The following is a 17,770-nucleotide window of genomic DNA, read 5'->3' as shown; positions in this document are numbered from 1 at the left end:
TGCGGAAGGTGCGGCCGCGGCGCCGTCCTGTTCTCTCCCGACGCTAGCAGCGTGAGCTGGTCGGCGCCTGTCACACGTCCACAGGCCGGACGGCGGAGCGACAGGACGGCGGGACGCCGAGGTGTGTGCCTCAGATCCAGTACCGCTCGTCCTCGGTGTCCCCCGGGTGCTGCCGGACCATGCCCGCGGCGAGGGTGCTGCCGTCCTGCGGGTCGATGACGAGGAACGCGCCGGTGCGGCGGTGGGCCGCGTACGGCTCGAGGGGCAGCGGGGCGGCCAGGCGGATCTGGACCTCGCCGATGTCGTTGAGCCCCAGCTCGGACGCGGGCGCCACCTCGAACGAGTCCAGATCCAGCTTCCCGGTCACGGCGCGCACGAGCCCGCGCACCGTGGAGGTCCCGTGCTTGACGAGCACCTTCGCCCCCTCGCGCAGCGGCTTGGCGGACAGCCAGGCCAGCGACCCGTACAGGTCCGCGGTGCTCTCCGGCAGGGTCCCGGCGGCCGCGATCGTGTCCCCGCGGGCCACGTCGAACTCGTCCGCGAGCCGCAGCGCCACGGACAGGGGCGCGGCGGCCTCCTCGAGCGAGCGGCCGGCGACGTCGATCCCCACCACGGTCGTCTCGCGCGCGGCCTGGCCCGGGGTCACCACCGAGACGCGGTCGCCCACGCGCACCACGCCCTCCGTGACCTGGCCGGCGTAGGCCCGGTAGTCGCGGAACGCCTCCTCGTCCAGACCGGGGGCCAGCGCGCCCTGGGGGCGGATCACGGTCTGGACGGGGAAGCGGAAGGGCTCCTGAGCGTCGCCCAGCTCGTCCGTGCTCGGCAGGGACTCGAGCAGCTCGATCAGCGTCGGGCCCGTGTACCAGGCGGTGCGGCCGGAGCGGTCCACGATGTTGTCGCCCTCGAGGGCGGAGACCGGGACGGCCACGGCCTCACGGAGGCCGAGCTCGGAGGCCAGCCGCGCGACGTCGTCCGCGATCGCGGTGAAGACCGGCGCGGAGAAGTCCACGAGGTCGATCTTGTTCACGGCGACCACCACGTGCGGGACCCGCAGGAGCGCGGCGACGGAGAGGTGCCGGCGGGTCTGCTCGAGCACGCCCTTGCGCGCGTCGATGAGCAGTACCACGGCGTCCGCAGTGGAGGCGCCCGTGACGGTGTTCTTGGTGTACTGCACGTGGCCGGGGCAGTCGGCGAGGATGAACGTGCGCCTGTCGGTCGCGAAGTACCGATAGGCGACGTCGATCGTGATGCCCTGCTCGCGCTCGGCGCGCAGCCCGTCGGTGAGCAGCGCGAGGTCCAGCCCGCCCTTCTCCCCGCCGAAGCCGCGGGCCTCGGAGGTGCGGGCCACGGCGTCGAGCTGGTCGGCGAGGATCGCCTTCGAGTCGTGCAGGAGGCGGCCCACGAGGGTGGACTTGCCGTCGTCGACGCTCCCGGCGGTCGCGAAGCGGAAAAGGGTGCCCTCTTCGAGGGTGGTCGTCTCGGCGGTCTCAGCCAGCGTGCTCATCAGAAGTACCCGTCCTTCTTGCGGTCTTCCATCGCCGCCTCGGAAATGCGGTCGTCCGCGCGGGTGGCCCCGCGCTCGGTCAGGGTCGAGGCCGCGACCTCGCGCACCACGTCCGCCACCGTGTAGGCGTCGGAGAGCACGGCGCCGGTGCAGGACATGTCCCCCACCGTCCGGTACCGCACGGTGCGCACGACGACGTCCTCCCCCTCGCGCGGCCGGCTCACCTCCCCCACGGCGCGCCACATGCCGTCGCGGACGAACACGTTGCGCTCGTGCGCGTAGTAGATGCTCGGCAGCTCGATGCCTTCGCGCTCGATGTAGCGCCAGATGTCCAGCTCGGTCCAGTTGCTGATGGGGAACGCGCGCACGTGCTGGCCGACGGTGTGGCGGCCGTTGTACAGGTTCCACAGCTCGGGGCGCTGGTTGCGCGGGTCCCACTGGCCGAACTCGTCGCGCAGGGACAGGATGCGCTCCTTGGCGCGGGCCTTGTCCTCGTCGCGGCGCCCGCCGCCGAACACGGCGTCGAACCTGTTGCGCTCGATCGTGTCCAGGAGCGGGACGGTCTGGAGGGGGTTGCGGGTGCCGTCGGCCCGCTCGGCGAGCTCGCCGCGGTCGATGAACTCCTGCACGGAGCCGACCACGAGCTTCAGCCCCAGCCGGGCCACGGTGCGGTCCCGGAAGTCGAGGACCTCGGGGAAGTTGTGGCCCGTGTCCACGTGCAGGACGGGGAACGGGATCTTCCCGGGCCAGAAGGCCTTGGCGGCCAGGTGGAGCATGACCACGGAGTCCTTGCCGCCGGAGAAGAGCATGGCGGGGCGCTCGAACTCGGCGACGACCTCGCGGATGATGTGGATCGACTCGGCCTCGAGCGCGTCGAGGAGCGGCAGTGCCGGAGCCGCTCCTGGTGCGGCCGCGCCGGCTCCGGTGGTCTCTACTACTTGGGTGCTCATACGTGGAGTCCGCATTCTGTCTTGTCGGTGCCGGACCAGCGGCCGGCTCGGGGGTCCTCTCCGGGGGCGACGGCCCTGGTGCAGGGTGCGCAGCCGATGGAGGGGAACCCCTGGGCAAGGAGGGGATTGACGGGCAGGAGGTGGTCCTCGGAGTGCTGCACGAGCTGGTCGAAGGACCAGCCCGCGACGGGGTTGACCTTGACGAGGCCGTTCTTCTCGTCCCAGGCCACGAGCGGGGTGCTGCTGCGGGTCGGGGCCTCGTCGCGGCGCACCCCGGTGAACCACAGCTCGTACCCGGCCAGCGCGGCGTGCAGCGGCTCGACCTTGCGCAGGGCGCAGCAGCGGCCGGGGTCGCGGGAGAACAGGTCCTTGCCCTCCGTGGCGTCCTGCTCGGCGACGGTCTGCTTCGGCGTGACGTCGACGATGGTGACCCGCAGGTTCTCCGCCACCTCGTTGCGGGTCTTGTACGTCTCGGGGAAGTGGTAGCCGGTGTCGAGGAAGAGCACGTCCACGCCAGGAAGCTGCTCGGCCACCAGGGCCGGCAGGACGGCGTCGGCCATCGAACAGGCGACGGCGGTCGCGTCCACCGCGAAGTTCCGCGCCACCCAGCCGATCACCTCCTGGGCCGAGGCGTCCCAGCCGAGCTCTGCGGCGCCGGCCTCGGCGAGGGCCTTGAGCTCGTCCTGCGAGCGCTTCGTCGCGGCCGTCACTGGAGGGCCTCCTCGTCCGCGGCGTGGGCCCATTCGGCGAAGGTCTGCTCCTCGCCCGCGCGCTCGGCGAGGTAGCGGCGGGTGACGCGCTCGACGTAGTCGGGCAGGTCCTCGGCGGTGACCTTGAGCCCGCGGACGGTGCGGCCGGTGCCGGCCTCCTCGCGCGAGTCGGAGGCGAGGCCGCCGCCGAGGTGGACCTGGAAGCCCGGGGTCTGGCCGCCGTCGCCGTCGGGCAGGAGCTGGCCCTTGAGGCCGATGTCCGCCGTCTGGATGCGGGCGCAGGAGTTGGGGCAGCCGTTCACGTGCAGGGTCAGGGGGCGCAGGAGCCGGTTGGCTGCGTCGTCGCCGTCCTTCTCGGGCGCGAAGCGCTGCTCGAGCTCGGCGATGGCCGCGGTGGCGGTGTCCTTGGTGTCCACGATCGCGAGCTTGCAGAACTCGATGCCGGTGCAGGCGATGGTGGAGCGGCGCCACGGGCTCGGGTTGGCGTAGAGGCCGAGCTCCTCGAGGCCGGCCACGAGCGAGTCGACGCGGTCCTCCTCGACGTCGAGCACCACGATCTTCTGGTGCGGGGTGGTGCGCAGCCGGGCCGAGCCGTGGGCCTCGATGAGGTCGGCGAGCGCGAGGAGGGTCTGCCCGGAGACGCGGCCCACGGTGGGGGTCGCGCCGATGTAGAAGCGGCCGTCCTTCTGGCGGTGCACGCCCACGTGGTCGCCGGGCGTGGCCGGCTTGGCGGCGGCGGGCCCGTCGGGCAGCGGCGAGGCGAGGTACTCGGTCTCGAGCACGTGGCGGAACTTCTCGGCGCCCCAGTCGGCCACGAGGTACTTGAGGCGGGCACGGTTGCGCAGGCGGCGGTAGCCGTAGTCGCGGAAGATGCTCGTCACCCCGGCCCACACCTCGGCCGCACGGGAGGGCTCCACGAAGGCGCCGAGGCGGACGGCGAGGTGTGCCGAGGTGGAGAGCCCACCGCCGACCCACAGGTCGTAGCCGGGGCCGAGCTCGGGGTGCACCACGCCGACGAGGGCGAAGTCGTTGATCTCGTGCACCACGTCCTGGGACGGGTGGCCCGTGATCGCGGTCTTGTACTTGCGCGGGAGGTTCGCGAAGGACTCGTCGCCGATGTAGCGGTCCGCGATCTCGCGGATCTGCGGGGTGGGGTCGAGGATCTCGTCCGCGGCGATGCCGGCCACCGGGGACCCGAGGATCACGCGCGGCACATCGCCGCAGGCCTCGGTGGTGTGCAGCCCGACGGCCTCGAGGCGGCGCCAGATCTCCGGGACGCTCTCGATCTCGACCCAGTGCAGCTGGATGTTCTGCCGGTCGGTGATGTCCGCCGTGCCGCGGGCGAAGTCGCGGGAGATGCCGCCGATCACGCGCAGCTGCTCGGTGGTGAGCGCGCCGCCGTCGATGCGCACGCGCATCATGAAGTAGCGGTCCTCGAGCTCGTGCGGCTCGAGCGTGGCGGTCTTCCCGCCGTCGATCCCGGGCTTGCGCTGCGTGTAGAGGCCCCACCAGCGGAAGCGGCCGTGCAGGTCGGTCGGGTCGATCGAGTCGAACCCGCCGGCGGCGTAGATCGACTCGATCCGCTCGCGGACGCTGAGCCCGCCGTCCTCCTGCTTCCAGGCCTCGTTCGGGTTGAGCGGGGCGGTGCCGTCCACCTTCCACTGCCCGTTCGGCTTGGCGGCACGCGGGCGTGCTGGGCGCACGGAGTCGGTGCGCGGGTGCGTGGCGGTCTCTGTCATGCGTTCGAGGGTACGGAGCCTCGCATCCCGCCTCCACGGCGCTGCAACGCTGGGTCACCCGGGGACGCATTTCGTCGCACAGGGAGCCGATGCCGGCGCGATCCTTGACTCCCGCCCCACCCCCGTTTCGGGTACGCATCTCGTCGCCCTTTGGGTGTTTCGGGTACGCATCTCGTCGCGCTTTTGGAGCTTCGGGAACAGGGCGCGGGCATCCTGGTGGCGCGCACGACGCCGGGTGGGCCGCCGCGCGCGGCCGGGGAGCCCGCCGTCGTGCGTACCCGAGAGCCGGAAATGCGACGAGATGCGTACCCGGAACGGGGAAGAGGCGACGAGATGCGTACCCGAAACGGGGAACGCGGGGCGCGGAACGCCGGGTGGGCGGCGCGGACGCAGGGTCAGTGGGAGAACGACGTCCACGGGTGCGTGGCACCGTAGCGCCTGAGCCACAGGGCGAGCCCCGCGCACACCAGGTAGCCGGCGCCCACGGCGAGCCAGCCGGCGCCGTACGAGCCGGTCGCGTCGGCCAGCACCCCCATGACCAGCGGCCCGAGCGAGAACCCCGTGTACATGCCGGCGGCGAGCACGCCGGAAGCCACGCCCACCCGTTCGGAGGGCACCACCACGAGCACGGCCGCGTTCATGATCACGTTCGCGCCCAGCACGGTGGCCCCGTGCAGCGCGACGCCGGCCCACACGAGCCACGGCTGGTGCAGCGCGCCGGCGCCGAGCAGGCACCCGACGCCCACGATCGCCCCGAGCGCCAGGGCGAGCAGCAGCCCGGACGGCCGGGCGCCGCCGGCCATCCTGCGCCCCCACACGATGCGCGACGAGACCCCGACGATGCCCGAGACGCCCGCCGCGGCCCCGGCCAGCACGAGCGGGAAGCCGAGCTCGCGGACGGCGTAGAGCGGGAGGTACACGTTGGTGGCCTGCATCCCCAGGCCGGAGAAGAACGCGAACCCCGCGAACAGCCACATCGAGAACGGCAGGGGCCCGCCCGAGCCCCGCCGGGCGGCGAACCGGGGCCTCGCCGGCTCGGAGGGCACCTGCGCGAACCCGTACGCGAGCAGGCCGAGGGCGATCACCGCGGCGAGCCCGAACGCGCCCTGCCAGCCCAGCCACAGCGCCACCGCGGGGAAGAACAGCCCGGAGAAGAGCTGGCTCGCCTGCACACCGGACTGCTTGATCCCGATCCACCCGGCCCGCTTGTGCGGGGGCACCGAGGTCACGATGACGCGGTTGGTGGTCGGGTTGGAGATCGACTGCGCCGGCCCGGCGACGATCACCGCGGCGAGGAGCACCCAGAAGCTGTGCGCGAGCGCGGCGATGACGAGCGCCACGACCGTCCCGCCGAAGATCAGCACGAGCTGCGTGCGCGTGCCGGCCCGGTCGCTGAGGCGCCCGAGGGAGAAGCTGCTCACGGCCGCCGAGGCGAACACGGCCCCGGCGAGCAGGCCGAACTGGGACTGGCTCATCCCCAGCGAGGCCAGGATGAGCGGGCTCACCGCGCTGAGGCCGTAGTTGAGGATGGGCCCGACGCCCATCGCGGCGGCCAGGACCACGAGGAGCCCGGCCGTCGCCCTCCGGGGTGCGTGTCCCGTCTCGGCGCTCACTCGGCCGGCTCGCCCGGGATTGCCGGGGCGGCCGGCGCGCCCGGGGTTGCCGGGGCGGCCGGCGCGACTCGGGCAGCCGCGGCGGCCGCGGCGAGCGCGGCGTCGTAGCGGTCCAGCGCGATCCGGGCGATCACGGGCGCCGGCAGCAGCGGCGCGGTGACGGCGTCGGCCCCGGCCTTCGCGAGCTGGTCGTGGAAGAACCCCGGCGCGAGGAGGTAGGAGGCGACCACGACCCGCGCGGCGTCGCCCGTCCCGTCCGCCTCTTCGGCGCGCAGCTCGGCGACCGCCTCCGGAACGCTCGGCGAGGCGCTCGCACCGTACCCGGGCAGGACGCGGTTCGGGACGCGGTGGCGGAGCATATCGGCGAGGCGTTCGACGTCGGCCGCGGCCTGCGGGTTCGACGAGCCGGCGGCGGCGAGCACCACGGCGTCGTCCGCGCGGAGCCCGGCGTCGGCGAGGCGCGCCGCGAGGAGGTCGGCGAGGCGCTCGTCGGGCCCGAGGGGGCCCGCGGCGAGCGTGCCCGGCCGCGACGCCACCGCGCGGGCGATGTCCACCTTCACGTGGTAGCCGACGCTGAGGAGGAGGGGCACGACGACGGCGCTCGCCTCCGCGGGCAGCCCGGCGACGACGTCGGGCAGCTCGGGGCCGTGCACGTCGACGTAGGCGTCCACCACGGTCAGGCCCGGGCGGGCTGCCCGGATCTCGCCGATCACCGCCAGGATCGCGGCCCTGCCCTCGGCGCTGCTGGTTCCGTGGGCGCATGCCACGAGGATGTCCTGGCTCATGTGCCGAGCGTACCGGCCGCCCGTTCACGCGGCCGAAACCCGCGGACGCCGCCCGACTAGGATGAAGCACATGAACGAAATGTTCCTGGAGAAGTTCCGCGCGCTTGTCCCGAAGTACCTAGAGGATCCCTGGAAGCCCGCCGACGGGATTTCGGAGAAGGAGCTCGACCAGGCCCTCGAGGAGCATGCGTTCACGATCCCGCAGGTGCTGCGCGAGTTCTACCTCGCCCTGGGCAACTCCGAGCTCATGGAGGCCTACCACTACTTCTGGGACCCCGAGGAGCTCGAGATCGACGACGAGGGCTTCCTCATGTTCCTCGAGGACGAGGAGGAGCAGTTCACGTGGGGCTTCCGCGCCGGCGACCTGCGCGTCCCGGACCCGATCGTGTACCGGAAGAACAACGCCCGGGGCGAGTGGGTCTCGGAAGACGGGACGTTCTCGGAGTTCACGTTCGACATGTTCGAGTGGGTCTTCAGCGAGGATGACGAGGAAGACGAAGAGGGCTGACACTACTCGCTTCAAACTGATTGACGATTATCGCTGGACTTTTTACAGATCTGTCATATGCTTGTCAGTGGGTTCACTTCTTAGCCTCCAGTGAATCCGGGTGCGAACGGAAACGGTCCCGGGAATCGGCGCTAGCCGAGTCCCGGGACCACCCGTTTAACCGTTGAGGGGTCACGTCCCTGCGCTGAGGGGTCATATCCCTGCGTTGAGGGGTCACGTCCCTAGGGCTGTGGAGGACAAACTGCGCCCCATCACCCCGGGATTCCAGCGCCGCCCTGTGGATAACTCAGCGCATGATCCCGGGAACGGTGCCACCATTCCGGCATGACAACGCCCACCGCGCTCGAGATCATGCTCTCCTCATCGTTCACATCCACCGAGGCCCAACTCCACGGCCTGGACTACTTCGACCTCCTCCGCCGGAACGTCAGGCACGTCAGCCGCGAGCTGTACCTCCCGGGCGATGGCGATCCGTCCCTCGCGGACCGAGTTCGGGCGCACCTCGCCGTGACGCCTGGAGCGTGGGCGTCCCATAGGACGTCGGCCGCCCTGCACGGACTGTGGCTCCCCGATCCGGTCGCCGACCACTCATTGCTCCACCTGAGCAAGCCGAGCCACCTGCCCAGAGTGAGGCGGGACGGAGTCGTGGGCCACCATGTCCACGTTCTGCCGGACGAGGTGGTGCAGCTCGGGCCCGGCATCCTCGCCAGTTCGCCGGCCCGCACCTGGCTCGACCTGGGCAACGAGCTGGGGCCGGTCGCGCTCGTAGCACTCGGCGATCAACTCATCCGCCGTCCCCGGGCGGATTTCGAGGGCCGGAGCAGGCCGCACTCCACCAAGGACGCGCTGGCGGAGATGCTCCGTGGCCACCCGAAGATGAAAGGGGTCGCGCGGTGCCGTGCCGCGCTGGCCGACATGCGGGTCGGCGCCGATTCGGTCCCGGAGACCCTGCTCCGGCTCTGTCTCCTCGCCTACGGCTTCCCTGAACCGGAGCTGCAGATCGTGCTCCGGCCCTCCGACCGCTTCTCCTTCAGCGCGGACATGGGCTACCGGAGCATCCGGGTTGCGATCCAGTACGACGGCGACCATCACCTCACCGACGAACAGCGCCGACGCGACGCTCGCCGGGACGCAGCATTCCGCGCCGCGGGATGGGTGGTCGTCATCGTCACCGCGGAGGATCGCCGGGACGACTTTGCCCGAGTCCGCGCCGCCCTGCGCTCCCTCTTCGCAGCGCGCGCAGCCTAGCGACTCCTCACGACAGGGACATGACCCCTCAACGTTGGGACATGACCCCTCAACGCGCAGGGCCGGAGGGGCGGGAGGGGGCGGCGGGGGGTCAGGCCCGGCGCTCCACCACCGCGTCCGCGAACGCCGCGAGCGAGTCCTTCACGACGCCCTCGGGCAGCGGCCGGAGGGCGGACTTGGCCGCGTCGGCCCACTCCCGCGCCACGGACCACGACTGCTCGGTGACGGGGTGCGAGGCGATCTCCTCGACGGCGGCAGCGAGCGCGTCGTCGCCGGAGAGGTCCGCGTCCACCAAGCCGAGGACGCGCTGGGCGGAGGCATCGCCGTCGGCCGCGGCGCGGCGCAGCAGCAGGACGGGCAGGGTCGGGACGCCCTCGCGCAGGTCCGTCCCGGCGATCTTGCCGGAGGTGACCTTGCCGCCGGTGACGTCGATGACGTCGTCGGCCAGCTGGAACGCCACGCCCACCTTCTCGCCGTAGTCCACGAGCACCGACTCGTACTCGGACGGGGCGCCGGAGAAGATCACGCCGAACTGGCCCGCGGCGGCGATGAGCGAGCCGGTCTTGTCGGACAGCACGGAGATGTAGTGCTGCAGCGGGTCCTCGCCGTCGCGCGGGCCCACGGTCTCGTGCAGCTGCCCGAGGCAGAGCCGCTCGAACGTGCGGGCCTGGATGGACAGGGCGCGGCCGCCGAGGTCGGAGACGAGGATCGAGGCGCGGGCGAAGATGAGGTCGCCGGCGAGGATCGCCACGGTATTGCCCCAGACCTCGTGGGCGGTGGGGGCGCCGCGGCGGTAGGGCGCGGAGTCCATGACGTCGTCGTGGTACAGCGTGGCGAGGTGGGTGAGCTCCACGACGGCGGCGGCCTGCAGCACCTCTGCCCGCTCGGAATCGCCCAAGTGCGCGGCGAGGATGGTCAGCAGCGGCCGGATGCGCTTGCCGCCGGCCTCCATGAGGTGCTTGCTCGTGGCGTCGGCGAGGGGGTCGGAGTTGGAGATGGCCTCGCGCAGGACCCGCTCGACGCGCGCCATGCTCGTGGTGATCGCAGGGCCCAGCTCAGCGTCCTCGGCAATGGCGGCGAAGGCGGCAGGCAGCTGCATGCCGGCGGCGATCGCCGTGGTGGTGGGAGGCGGCTCGGAGGACTCGGGGCGTCCGTGCCCCGCGTGCGTCCAGCGGCTGTCTGCAGATTCAGTCACGGGGTCAAGCCTAGCTTCCGGGGCGCGCTGCGGGCGCCGGGCGGGGTGGGGCGGTGTTCGACGTCGCGGGCACGAGCGCCTCGAGCACCCGGATCGCGGCGTCCGGCAGGCTCGTGCCCGGCCGGTCGGTGAGGTTGGCGAGCAGCCGCACCACGAGGCGCATGAGCGGCGGGACCGGCATCCCGGTGGCGAGCGCCGCGCGCATCACGGCCGGGTGGCCGATCAGCGCCGCGAACGCGCGCCCGAGCGTGAAGTGGCTCCCCCACTCGCGCCGGACCCGGTCCGCGTAGGCGCCCAGGCGACGGTCGACGTCGGCCTCCGCCGGCCGCGCGCGGCCCGCCGCGCGCTGGGCTGCTGCGGCGTCCACGAGGTGCTGGGCGGCGAACCGCCCGGACTCCATGGCGTAGGAGATGCCCTCGCCGTTGAAGGGACTCACCATGCCGCCGGCGTCACCGAGGAGGGCCATGCCGGGGACCACGTGCGGGGTGCGGTTGAAGCCCATGGGGAGGGCGGCGCCGCGGATGGGCCCGACCTGGTTCTCCTCGGCGAAGCCCCACTCCGCCGGCATGCCGGCGGCCCACTCGCGCAGCACCTGGCGGTAGTCGAGCCTGCCGAACTCCTTGGAGGAGTTGAGGATGCCGAGCCCGACGTTGCACGTGCCGTCGCCCACGCCGAACACCCAGCCGTACCCGGGCAGGGGCTTGCCGTCGGCGCCGGGCAGTTCGAGCCAGCCCTCCATCCAGTCGTCCTCGTGGCGGGGGCTCTCGAAGTAGGTGCGGTAGGCAACGCCGAGGGGGCGGTCGTCGCGCTTGGCCAGGCCGCGGGACACGGCGGCGCGGGTCGAGTTGCCGTCGGCGGCGAGGACCACGTCGGCGCGGAAGTCGCGCGTCTCGCCGGTCTTCTTGCCGGCCTCGTCGAGGAGGTGGGCGCGGGCACCCACCACGCGGCCGGCGTCGTCCGTGAGCACCTCCGCGACCGAGTGGCCCTCGAGGATCTGCGCCCCGGCGGAGCGGGCGTGCGCGGCGAGGGCCTCGTCGAAGCCGAGCCGGGTGCGCACCAGGCCGTAGTCGGGGAAGCCGTCGAGGTCGGGCCACGGGAGCTCGAGGGTGCGGCCGCCGGCGATGAGGCGCAGGCCCCGGTTGCGGCGCCAGCCGTCCTCGGCTGCGTGCGGGAGCCCGAGCAGCTGGATCTCGCGCACGGCGCGGGGCGTGAGCCCGTCCCCGCAGACCTTCTCGCGCGGGAAGCGGGTCTTCTCGAGCACGGTGACGGGCACGCCGGAGCGCGCGAGGTAGTGGGCTGCGGTCGAGCCGGCCGGGCCGGCTCCGACGATCAGGACGTCCACGGTGGATCCGCCTCGCGTCAGCGGGACGCGGAGCGGCGCACGCGCCGGACCTGGGCGGCCGTCCCGGCCGGCGCCTCGGCGGCGGCGTCGGGCTTGTAGGCGCGGTGCACGGCCACGATCCCGCCGGAGAGGTTGCGGTAGGTCACGTCGGTCCAGCCGGCCTCGGACAGCCACGCGGCCAGGTTGTCCTGGTCCGGCCAGGCGCGGATCGACTCGGCAAGGTACACGTAGGCGTCCGGGTTGGAGGACGCGCGGCGCGCGATCTCGGGCAGGGCGCGCATGAGGTACTCGACGTACATGGTGCGCCAGAGGGGGTTGACCGGGGAGGAGAACTCGGCGATGACAAGCCGGCCGCCGGGCTTGGTCACGCGCAGCATCTCGGCCAGGGCCTTGCGGGGGTCGGTCACATTGCGCAGCCCGAAGCTGATCGTGACGGCGTCGAAGGAGCCGTCCGCGAAGGGCAGGTTGGTCGCGTCGCCGGCGATGAAGTCGATGTCGGGGCGGCGGCGCTTGCCCACCCGCAGCATCCCGAGGGAGAAGTCGCAGGCGACGACGTCGACCCCCGCGTCCGCGTAGGGCTCGGAGGAGGTGCCCGTCCCGGCGGCGAGGTCGAGGACCCGCTGGCCGGGGCCGGCGTCGACCGCATCGAGCACGATCTTCCGCCAGCGGCGCGTCTGGCCGAGGGAGAGGAGGTCGTTCATGACGTCGTACCGCGGTGCGACCTCGTCGAACATGGTGGCGACCTCGTCGGGCCGCTTCTCAAGGGATGCCCTGCTGCCTGCGCTGCTCACCCGCACCATTCTGCCAAACTTCAGAACCGCAGCAGGACCTTGGACGAGCCGGTGCGGCGGTCCCCCGCCACGCGGAAGGCTTCGACGGCGTCCTCGGCGGCGAACTCGTGGGTGAGGAGGGGCCCCACGTCGAGTCCGTCGGCGAGGTACTGCAGCGCTGCGGCCATCTCGTCGACGAAGCGGAAGGTGCCGCGGTAGTCCACCTCGCGGAACACGAGTGCGCCGAGGGACACCGGGATGTCCCCGGCGGGCAGGTTGCCGACCTGGACCACGGTGCCGCCCCGCCGGACGGCGCGCAGGACGGCGGTCACGGCGGCGGCCGCGCCGGAGGCCTCGAAGACCACCTCGGCCTCGGGCAGCGCGGCGCCCCCCGAGAGGTCGACGGCCTCGTGGGCACCCATCCTCCGGGCCACCTCGAGCGAGGCCGGGGCGAGGTCCGCGGCGATGACGCGGGCGGCGCCGGCCCGGCGGGCTGCAGCGACGACGAGCGCGCCGATGGGGCCGGCGCCGTTGACCAGGACGGTGCGGCCGCGCACGTCCCCGGCCCGGTTGACGGCGTGGATCGCGACGCCGAGCGGCTCGGCGACGGCGGCCTGGCGCGTGCTCACGCCCTCGGGCACGGCGCGCAGCTGGGCCGCCGGGATCACGGTGCGGGCGGAGAAGGCGCCCTGGGTGTGCGGCCGGGACGCGGCGGAGCCGAGGTAGCGCACGGACTCGCACAGGTTGGGCCGGCCCTCCGCGCAGTGCGCGCACCGACCGCACACCGTGGCAGGGTGGACTGCCACCCGCTGGCCCACCTCGAAGCCGGTCACGGCCTCGCCGAGGGCCGCGATGTGCCCGGCGACCTCATGGCCGAGCACGAGCGGATCGCGCAGGACGCTCAGGCCCGAGGCGCCGTGCCGGAGGTAGGAGAGGTCGCTGCCGCAGATGCCGCCGTACTCGACCGCCACGACCGCATCGTGGGGTCCGGGCTCCTGCTCCGGCACCGGATCGAGGCGCAGGTCCCCGGCGGCGTGGACAACGACGGCAACGCTCACGGGACCTCCTGTGCAGGGCAAGCGGACGGCCGTCAGGATAGCGGCGGCGCGCTCGTCCCGTCTACGGCGAGGCGGCGGCCCCAGCGGCTCCCCGTGCCAGCGGGCCTGCTCCGGGAGACCTGGCGGTTACCGCGTAGGCTTGATCCATCATGAAGCACCCCTTGCGCGCCCTCACGGTCACTCTGGGCCCGGCCGTCCTAGGCGCCACCGACCTCGCCGCAGGCCTCACGGACGCGCAGGTGCAGTGCTGGATCCGCCGCGGCGAGGGCCAGATCGGGTTCGGCGAGGCGGCCCGCTTCACCGCCACCGGCGCGGACCGGTTCATCGACGCCGAGGCGTGGTGGAAGCAGCTCACGCTCGAGGCCGAGGTGGTGGACCGCGTGGGCCACCCCGGCACCGGCCTCCTGGCGTTCGGCAGCTTCGCGTTCTCCCGCACCTCCCACTTCCTCTCCCGCCTGGTCGTCCCCGAACTCGTGATCGGCCTCCGCGACGGAGCCGGCTGGGCCACGCTGGTGACCAGCGACGGGACCGAGCCCACCGACGCGGCGGTGCAGGCCGCCGTCGGGCGCGTCCTCGATCCCGCCGGCGGCTCACGCGGCCCGGTCACGGAGGGACGCACGACGGCGGGTGCGGGCCCGGGCGCGGACCCCGCCGGCGGCGGGCCGGTGACCCTTTCCCCCGGCTCGCTGGGCGAGCAGCGGTGGATGGATGCCGTGGCCGCCGGGGTCGGGCGGATCGCGGCGGGCGAGCTCGAGAAGCTCGTCCTCGCCCGGGACATCGTGGTGCACCGAGGCGCCGGGATCGACCGGCACGAGGTGCTGCGCCGGCTCGCTGCGGCCTACCGCGACACGTGGGTGTACGGGGTCGACGGCCTGGTGGGAGCCACCCCCGAGATGCTCATCCAGGTCGAGGGCCGCACCGCGCAGGCCCGGGTCCTCGCGGGCACGATCGACCGGCGCGACGCCAACGGCCAGGGGCTCGAGTATGCGGAGCGCGTGCTGGCCGGCTCGCCCAAGCAGCGGCACGAGCACGAGATCGCCATCCAGTCGCTGACCACGGCGCTCGCCCCGTTCTCCGAGGCCATGAACGCCCACGACGAGCCGTTCATCCTCGAGCTGCCCAACGTGTACCACCTCGCCTCCGACGTGAAGGCCGAGCTCGTGGACGTCGAGGGGCACATCCCCACCTCGCTCGCGCTCGTCAACGCGCTGCACCCGACCGCCGCGGTGTGCGGCACCCCGACGTCCGTGGCCGGGGCGCTCATCCGCGAGCTCGAGGCGCTGGACCGCGGGCCCTATGCGGGGCCGGTCGGGTGGCTGGACGCGGCCGGCAACGGCGAGTGGGGCATCGCGCTGCGCGGCGGGGTCATCGAGACGCCGACGTCCATGCGGCTTTACGCCGGCTGCGGGATCGTGGAGGCCTCGCAGCCGACTGCCGAGCTCGCCGAGACGTGGGCCAAGTTCCGGCCGATGCTCGAGGCCCTCGGCGTGGAGCGCTGACGCAGGACCCCACAAGCGGACGCCAGAGACCCCACAACCTCGTGAGGGGGTTGCGGGGTCTCTGGCCGCACTGTGCGGAGTCTTCGGCGCTAGAGGACCTTGCTGAGGAAGGCCTGGGTGCGCTCGTGCTGGGGGTTGGCGATGACCTGCCGCGGGTTGCCGGACTCGACCACGACGCCGCCGTCCATGAAGGTCAGGGTGTCGCCGACCTCGCGGGCGAAGCCGATCTCGTGGGTGACCACGATCATGGTCATGCCCGAGGCCGCCAGGTCCTTCATGACGTTCAGGACGTCGCCGACCAGCTCCGGGTCCAGGGCAGAGGTGGGCTCGTCGAAGAGCATGAGCTCGGGCTCCATGGCCAGCGCCCTCGCGATGGCCACGCGCTGCTGCTGGCCGCCGGAGAGCTGGGCCGGGTAGTGGCCCGCCCGGTCGGACAGGCCGACCTGGTCGAGGAGCTCGAGGGCGCGCTTCTTGGCCGTGGCCTTGTTCTGGCCCTTCACCTGCACCGGCGCCTCGATGACGTTCTCGAGGGCCGTCTTGTGCCCGAAGAGGTTGAACCGCTGGAACACCATCCCGATGTTCCGGCGCTGGCGCGCGACGTCCTTGACGGTGAGCTCGTGCAGCTTGCCGCCGTGCTCGCGGTAGCCGATGAGCTCGCCGTTGACCCGGATCCGTCCGGCGCTGATCGTCTCGAGGTGGTTGATGCAGCGCAGGAGCGTGGACTTGCCGGAGCCGGAGGGCCCGATGAGCACCGCCACCTCGCCCTGCCTGACCGTCATGTCGATCCCGCGGAGCACGTGGTGCTGGCCGAAGTACTTGTGCACGCCCTCGACGCGCACGATCTCCTGGGTCCCGGGGGCGACGCGGTGCGTGCCCTCGGCGGCTGCTGCGCTCATCGTCCGCTCTCCTCGATGTCCTTGCCGGCCACGGTGGGGCCGCCGGGCATGGTGTCCGACGCCGGACCCAGGCCTGCCGCCGAGGCCTTCGCCGCCGCCGCATTCACCGGGGCGGGGACGAGGTTGTCCACGCCCTTGCCGTAGTACTTCTCGATGTAGTGCTGGCCCACCATGAGGATGCTCGTCACGAGCAGGTACCAGGTCGCCGCGACCATGAGCAGCGGGATGGGCAGGTAGGTGCGGTTGGCCAGCGTGTTGGTCACGAAGGTGAGGTCCAGCGTGAACGGCACGGCCAGGACCAGCGAGGTGGTCTTGAGCATGCCGATCGTCTCGTTGCCCGTGGGCGGCACGATCACGCGCATGGCCTGGGGCAGCACGATCCGCCACATGATCTTGGTCCCGCGCATGCCCAGCGCCTCGGCGGCCTCGGTCTGGCCCCGGTCCACGGACTTGAGGCCGGCCCGGAAGATCTCCGCGAGGTAGGCGGACTCGTTCAGGCCGAGCCCCAGGACCGCGGCCCAGAAGGAGTTCAGCAGGTCCTGCGTGGTGAAGCTGAACAGCTCGGGGCCGAACGGGACGCCCACGGCGATCTTCGGGTACAGCACCGCGACGAGGCCCCAGAAGATGAGCTGGGTGTAGACCGGGGTCCCGCGGAAGAACCAGACCCAGAACCAGGACGACCAGCGGAAGATCGGGTTGTCCGACTGGCGCATGAACGCCAGCAGGACCGCGAGCACGATCGCCAGGACCATCGAGAGCACGGTGAGCAGGAGCGTCCACCCGACGCCCCGGACCACGTTCACATCGAGGATGTACAGGACGTAGGTGTCCCAGTGGAAGTTCTCGTTCGTCGCCAGGCTCTGGACGGCCAGGGCCACGATCACGAGGATGACGGCGGCCCCCACCCACCGCCACGGGTGGCGCACCGGGACAGCCTTGATCAGCTCCGGTGCACCGCCCTTGGACGTCTGGGCTGCCTCAGCCCGATGCGTGGTCATCTCAGTCACGAGGAGGGGGTCGGGTTGACTTCAGACTTGGTGACGGCGCCCTCGGAGTTGTTCCACGTGTCGAGGATCTTCTTGTAGGTGCCATCGGCCATGAGCTTGGTCATGACCTTCTGGACGAGGTCGGCCAGCGCGGTGTCGCTCTTGGCGACCGCGATGCCCTGGGGGGCGGCGTCGTAGGTGTCGCCCAGCTTCTCGACGGCGCCCTTGGTCTGCTGGACGGCGTAGCCGATGATCGGCGAGTCCGCGGCCATGGCGTCGAGGCTGCCGTTGACCAGGCGCGTGTTGAGGTCCGTCTGGGCCTTGAGCGAGACGATGTTGATGGCCGGCTTGCCCGCCGCGGTGCACTTGGCGTTGCGGTCCTTGAGGTCCGGGTCCTCCTGGACGGTTCCGGTCTGGACGCCGATGGTCTTGCCGCAGACGTCGTCGAGGGAGAACTTCTTCGGGTTGCCCTTCTGGACGGCCCATGCGGTGCCGGCGTTGAAGTAGCTCACGAAGTTGACGGCCGCGAGGCGCTCCTTGTTGATGGTGAAGGAGCTGATGCCGAGGTCGTACTTGGGGCCGAGGGCGGGCAGGATGCCCGTGAACTCCGCGGTCTGCACGTCGGTCTTGAGGCCCAGCGTGGCGCCGATGGCCTTCGCGAGGTCGACGTCGTAGCCCATCGGGGTGTGGTTGTCCGAGCCGCCGAGGAACTCCGCCGGGGCGTAGGACGTGTCGGAGCCGACCACGAGCGTGCCCTTGGACTTGATCGAGGCCGGGACCTGCGAGGCGAGGGAGTCGTCCTTGGCCACGGTGCTCGGGTCGAACGACGCCGACGCCGAACCGGAGGGCTGGCTCCCCCCGCCGCCCGTCTCGGAGGCATTGGTGCAGGCCGTGAGGGCGAGGGCACCGACGGCGAGCACGGCTGCGCCCTTGGCCGCGAGCTTCGCGGAGAAAGTCATGTCTCTAC

16 protein-coding genes are annotated in these 17,770 nt (G+C 72.3%); 3 read left to right on the top strand and 13 right to left on the bottom strand.

The features are described 5' to 3' along the window. Window positions 1–130: 130 nt before the first annotated feature. The 6 genes from ACYVKZ_RS19435 to ACYVKZ_RS19410 all read right to left on the bottom strand — a co-directional run bounded on the left by ACYVKZ_RS19435 (window position 131) and on the right by ACYVKZ_RS19410 (window position 7,301). Window positions 131–1,504 carry a sulfate adenylyltransferase subunit 1 gene (locus ACYVKZ_RS19435; protein ID WP_460993880.1) on the bottom strand — a complete coding sequence of 458 codons (1,374 nt, stop codon included), beginning with the start codon at window positions 1,502–1,504 and terminating at the stop codon, window positions 131–133. Beyond that, a complete protein-coding gene (gene cysD / locus ACYVKZ_RS19430; protein ID WP_460993878.1) occupies window positions 1,504–2,454 on the bottom strand; it encodes a sulfate adenylyltransferase subunit CysD in 951 nt (316 codons plus the stop codon). Before cysD ends, ACYVKZ_RS19435 begins: the two co-directional genes overlap by 1 nt. Then, window positions 2,451–3,197: a phosphoadenylyl-sulfate reductase gene (locus tag ACYVKZ_RS19425; protein ID WP_460993876.1), complete on the bottom strand. Its 747-nt coding sequence runs from the start codon at window positions 3,195–3,197 to the stop codon at window positions 2,451–2,453. The genes cysD and ACYVKZ_RS19425 overlap by 4 nt, the downstream gene beginning before the upstream one ends. After that, on the bottom strand, window positions 3,161–4,903 hold the full coding sequence (locus tag ACYVKZ_RS19420) for a nitrite/sulfite reductase (RefSeq protein ID WP_460993874.1): 1,743 nt from the start codon (window positions 4,901–4,903) through the stop codon (window positions 3,161–3,163). The genes ACYVKZ_RS19425 and ACYVKZ_RS19420 overlap by 37 nt, the downstream gene beginning before the upstream one ends. A gap of 395 nt (window positions 4,904–5,298) precedes the next feature. Then, complete coding sequence (locus ACYVKZ_RS19415) at window positions 5,299–6,516, bottom strand: MFS transporter (RefSeq protein WP_460993872.1); 1,218 nt, start codon at window positions 6,514–6,516, stop codon at window positions 5,299–5,301. Beyond that, complete coding sequence (locus ACYVKZ_RS19410; RefSeq protein WP_460993870.1) at window positions 6,513–7,301, bottom strand: sirohydrochlorin chelatase; 789 nt, start codon at window positions 7,299–7,301, stop codon at window positions 6,513–6,515. The genes ACYVKZ_RS19415 and ACYVKZ_RS19410 overlap by 4 nt, the downstream gene beginning before the upstream one ends. 70 nt (window positions 7,302–7,371) lie before the next feature. Between ACYVKZ_RS19410 and ACYVKZ_RS19405 the strand changes: the two genes are divergently transcribed. Beyond that, the gene (locus tag ACYVKZ_RS19405; RefSeq protein ID WP_310077478.1) at window positions 7,372–7,809 is read left to right on the top strand and encodes a hypothetical protein; all 438 of its coding nucleotides are present in this window, start codon (window positions 7,372–7,374) and stop codon (window positions 7,807–7,809) included. 324 nt (window positions 7,810–8,133) lie between these two features. Beyond that, window positions 8,134–9,057 carry a hypothetical protein gene (locus ACYVKZ_RS19400; RefSeq protein ID WP_460993868.1) on the top strand — a complete coding sequence of 308 codons (924 nt, stop codon included), beginning with the start codon at window positions 8,134–8,136 and terminating at the stop codon, window positions 9,055–9,057. Window positions 9,058–9,148: 91 nt separating this feature from the next. On the opposite strand, the gene ACYVKZ_RS19395 is transcribed toward ACYVKZ_RS19400, so the two are convergent. Genes ACYVKZ_RS19395 through ACYVKZ_RS19380 form a run of 4 tightly spaced genes read right to left on the bottom strand, consistent with a single transcriptional unit; the run spans window position 9,149 to window position 13,422 of the window. Then, window positions 9,149–10,252: a polyprenyl synthetase family protein gene (locus tag ACYVKZ_RS19395; RefSeq protein WP_460993866.1), complete on the bottom strand. Its 1,104-nt coding sequence runs from the start codon at window positions 10,250–10,252 to the stop codon at window positions 9,149–9,151. Between the two features lie 10 nt (window positions 10,253–10,262). Continuing rightward, window positions 10,263–11,594, bottom strand: coding sequence for a geranylgeranyl reductase family protein (locus ACYVKZ_RS19390; RefSeq protein WP_460993864.1), 1,332 nt, complete (start codon window positions 11,592–11,594; stop codon window positions 10,263–10,265). A 17-nt stretch (window positions 11,595–11,611) separates the two neighbouring features. Next, window positions 11,612–12,385 carry a demethylmenaquinone methyltransferase gene (locus tag ACYVKZ_RS19385; RefSeq protein WP_460993862.1) on the bottom strand — a complete coding sequence of 258 codons (774 nt, stop codon included), beginning with the start codon at window positions 12,383–12,385 and terminating at the stop codon, window positions 11,612–11,614. Window positions 12,386–12,405: 20 nt separating this feature from the next. Further along, entirely contained in the window at window positions 12,406–13,422 is a 1,017-nt protein-coding gene (locus ACYVKZ_RS19380; RefSeq protein WP_460993860.1) for an L-idonate 5-dehydrogenase, read from the bottom strand. A gap of 149 nt (window positions 13,423–13,571) precedes the next feature. On the opposite strand from ACYVKZ_RS19380, the gene ACYVKZ_RS19375 reads away from it, so the two are divergent. Then, a complete protein-coding gene (locus ACYVKZ_RS19375) occupies window positions 13,572–14,921 on the top strand; it encodes an isochorismate synthase (RefSeq protein WP_460993858.1) in 1,350 nt (449 codons plus the stop codon). Between the two features lie 89 nt (window positions 14,922–15,010). On the opposite strand, the gene ACYVKZ_RS19370 is transcribed toward ACYVKZ_RS19375, so the two are convergent. The 3 genes from ACYVKZ_RS19370 to ACYVKZ_RS19360 are packed head-to-tail and all read right to left on the bottom strand — an operon-like array spanning window position 15,011 to window position 17,762. Beyond that, window positions 15,011–15,817 carry an amino acid ABC transporter ATP-binding protein gene (locus ACYVKZ_RS19370; protein ID WP_460993856.1) on the bottom strand — a complete coding sequence of 269 codons (807 nt, stop codon included), beginning with the start codon at window positions 15,815–15,817 and terminating at the stop codon, window positions 15,011–15,013. Then, the gene (locus ACYVKZ_RS19365) at window positions 15,814–16,815 is read right to left on the bottom strand and encodes an amino acid ABC transporter permease (protein WP_460993918.1); all 1,002 of its coding nucleotides are present in this window, start codon (window positions 16,813–16,815) and stop codon (window positions 15,814–15,816) included. The genes ACYVKZ_RS19370 and ACYVKZ_RS19365 overlap by 4 nt, the downstream gene beginning before the upstream one ends. 5 nt (window positions 16,816–16,820) lie before the next feature. Continuing rightward, on the bottom strand, window positions 16,821–17,762 hold the full coding sequence (locus ACYVKZ_RS19360) for an ABC transporter substrate-binding protein (protein ID WP_460993854.1): 942 nt from the start codon (window positions 17,760–17,762) through the stop codon (window positions 16,821–16,823). Window positions 17,763–17,770: the final 8 nt, after the last annotated feature.

This window comes from Sinomonas soli (genome assembly GCF_054782415.1).
This window is presented reverse-complemented; position numbering and strand designations above follow the sequence as displayed.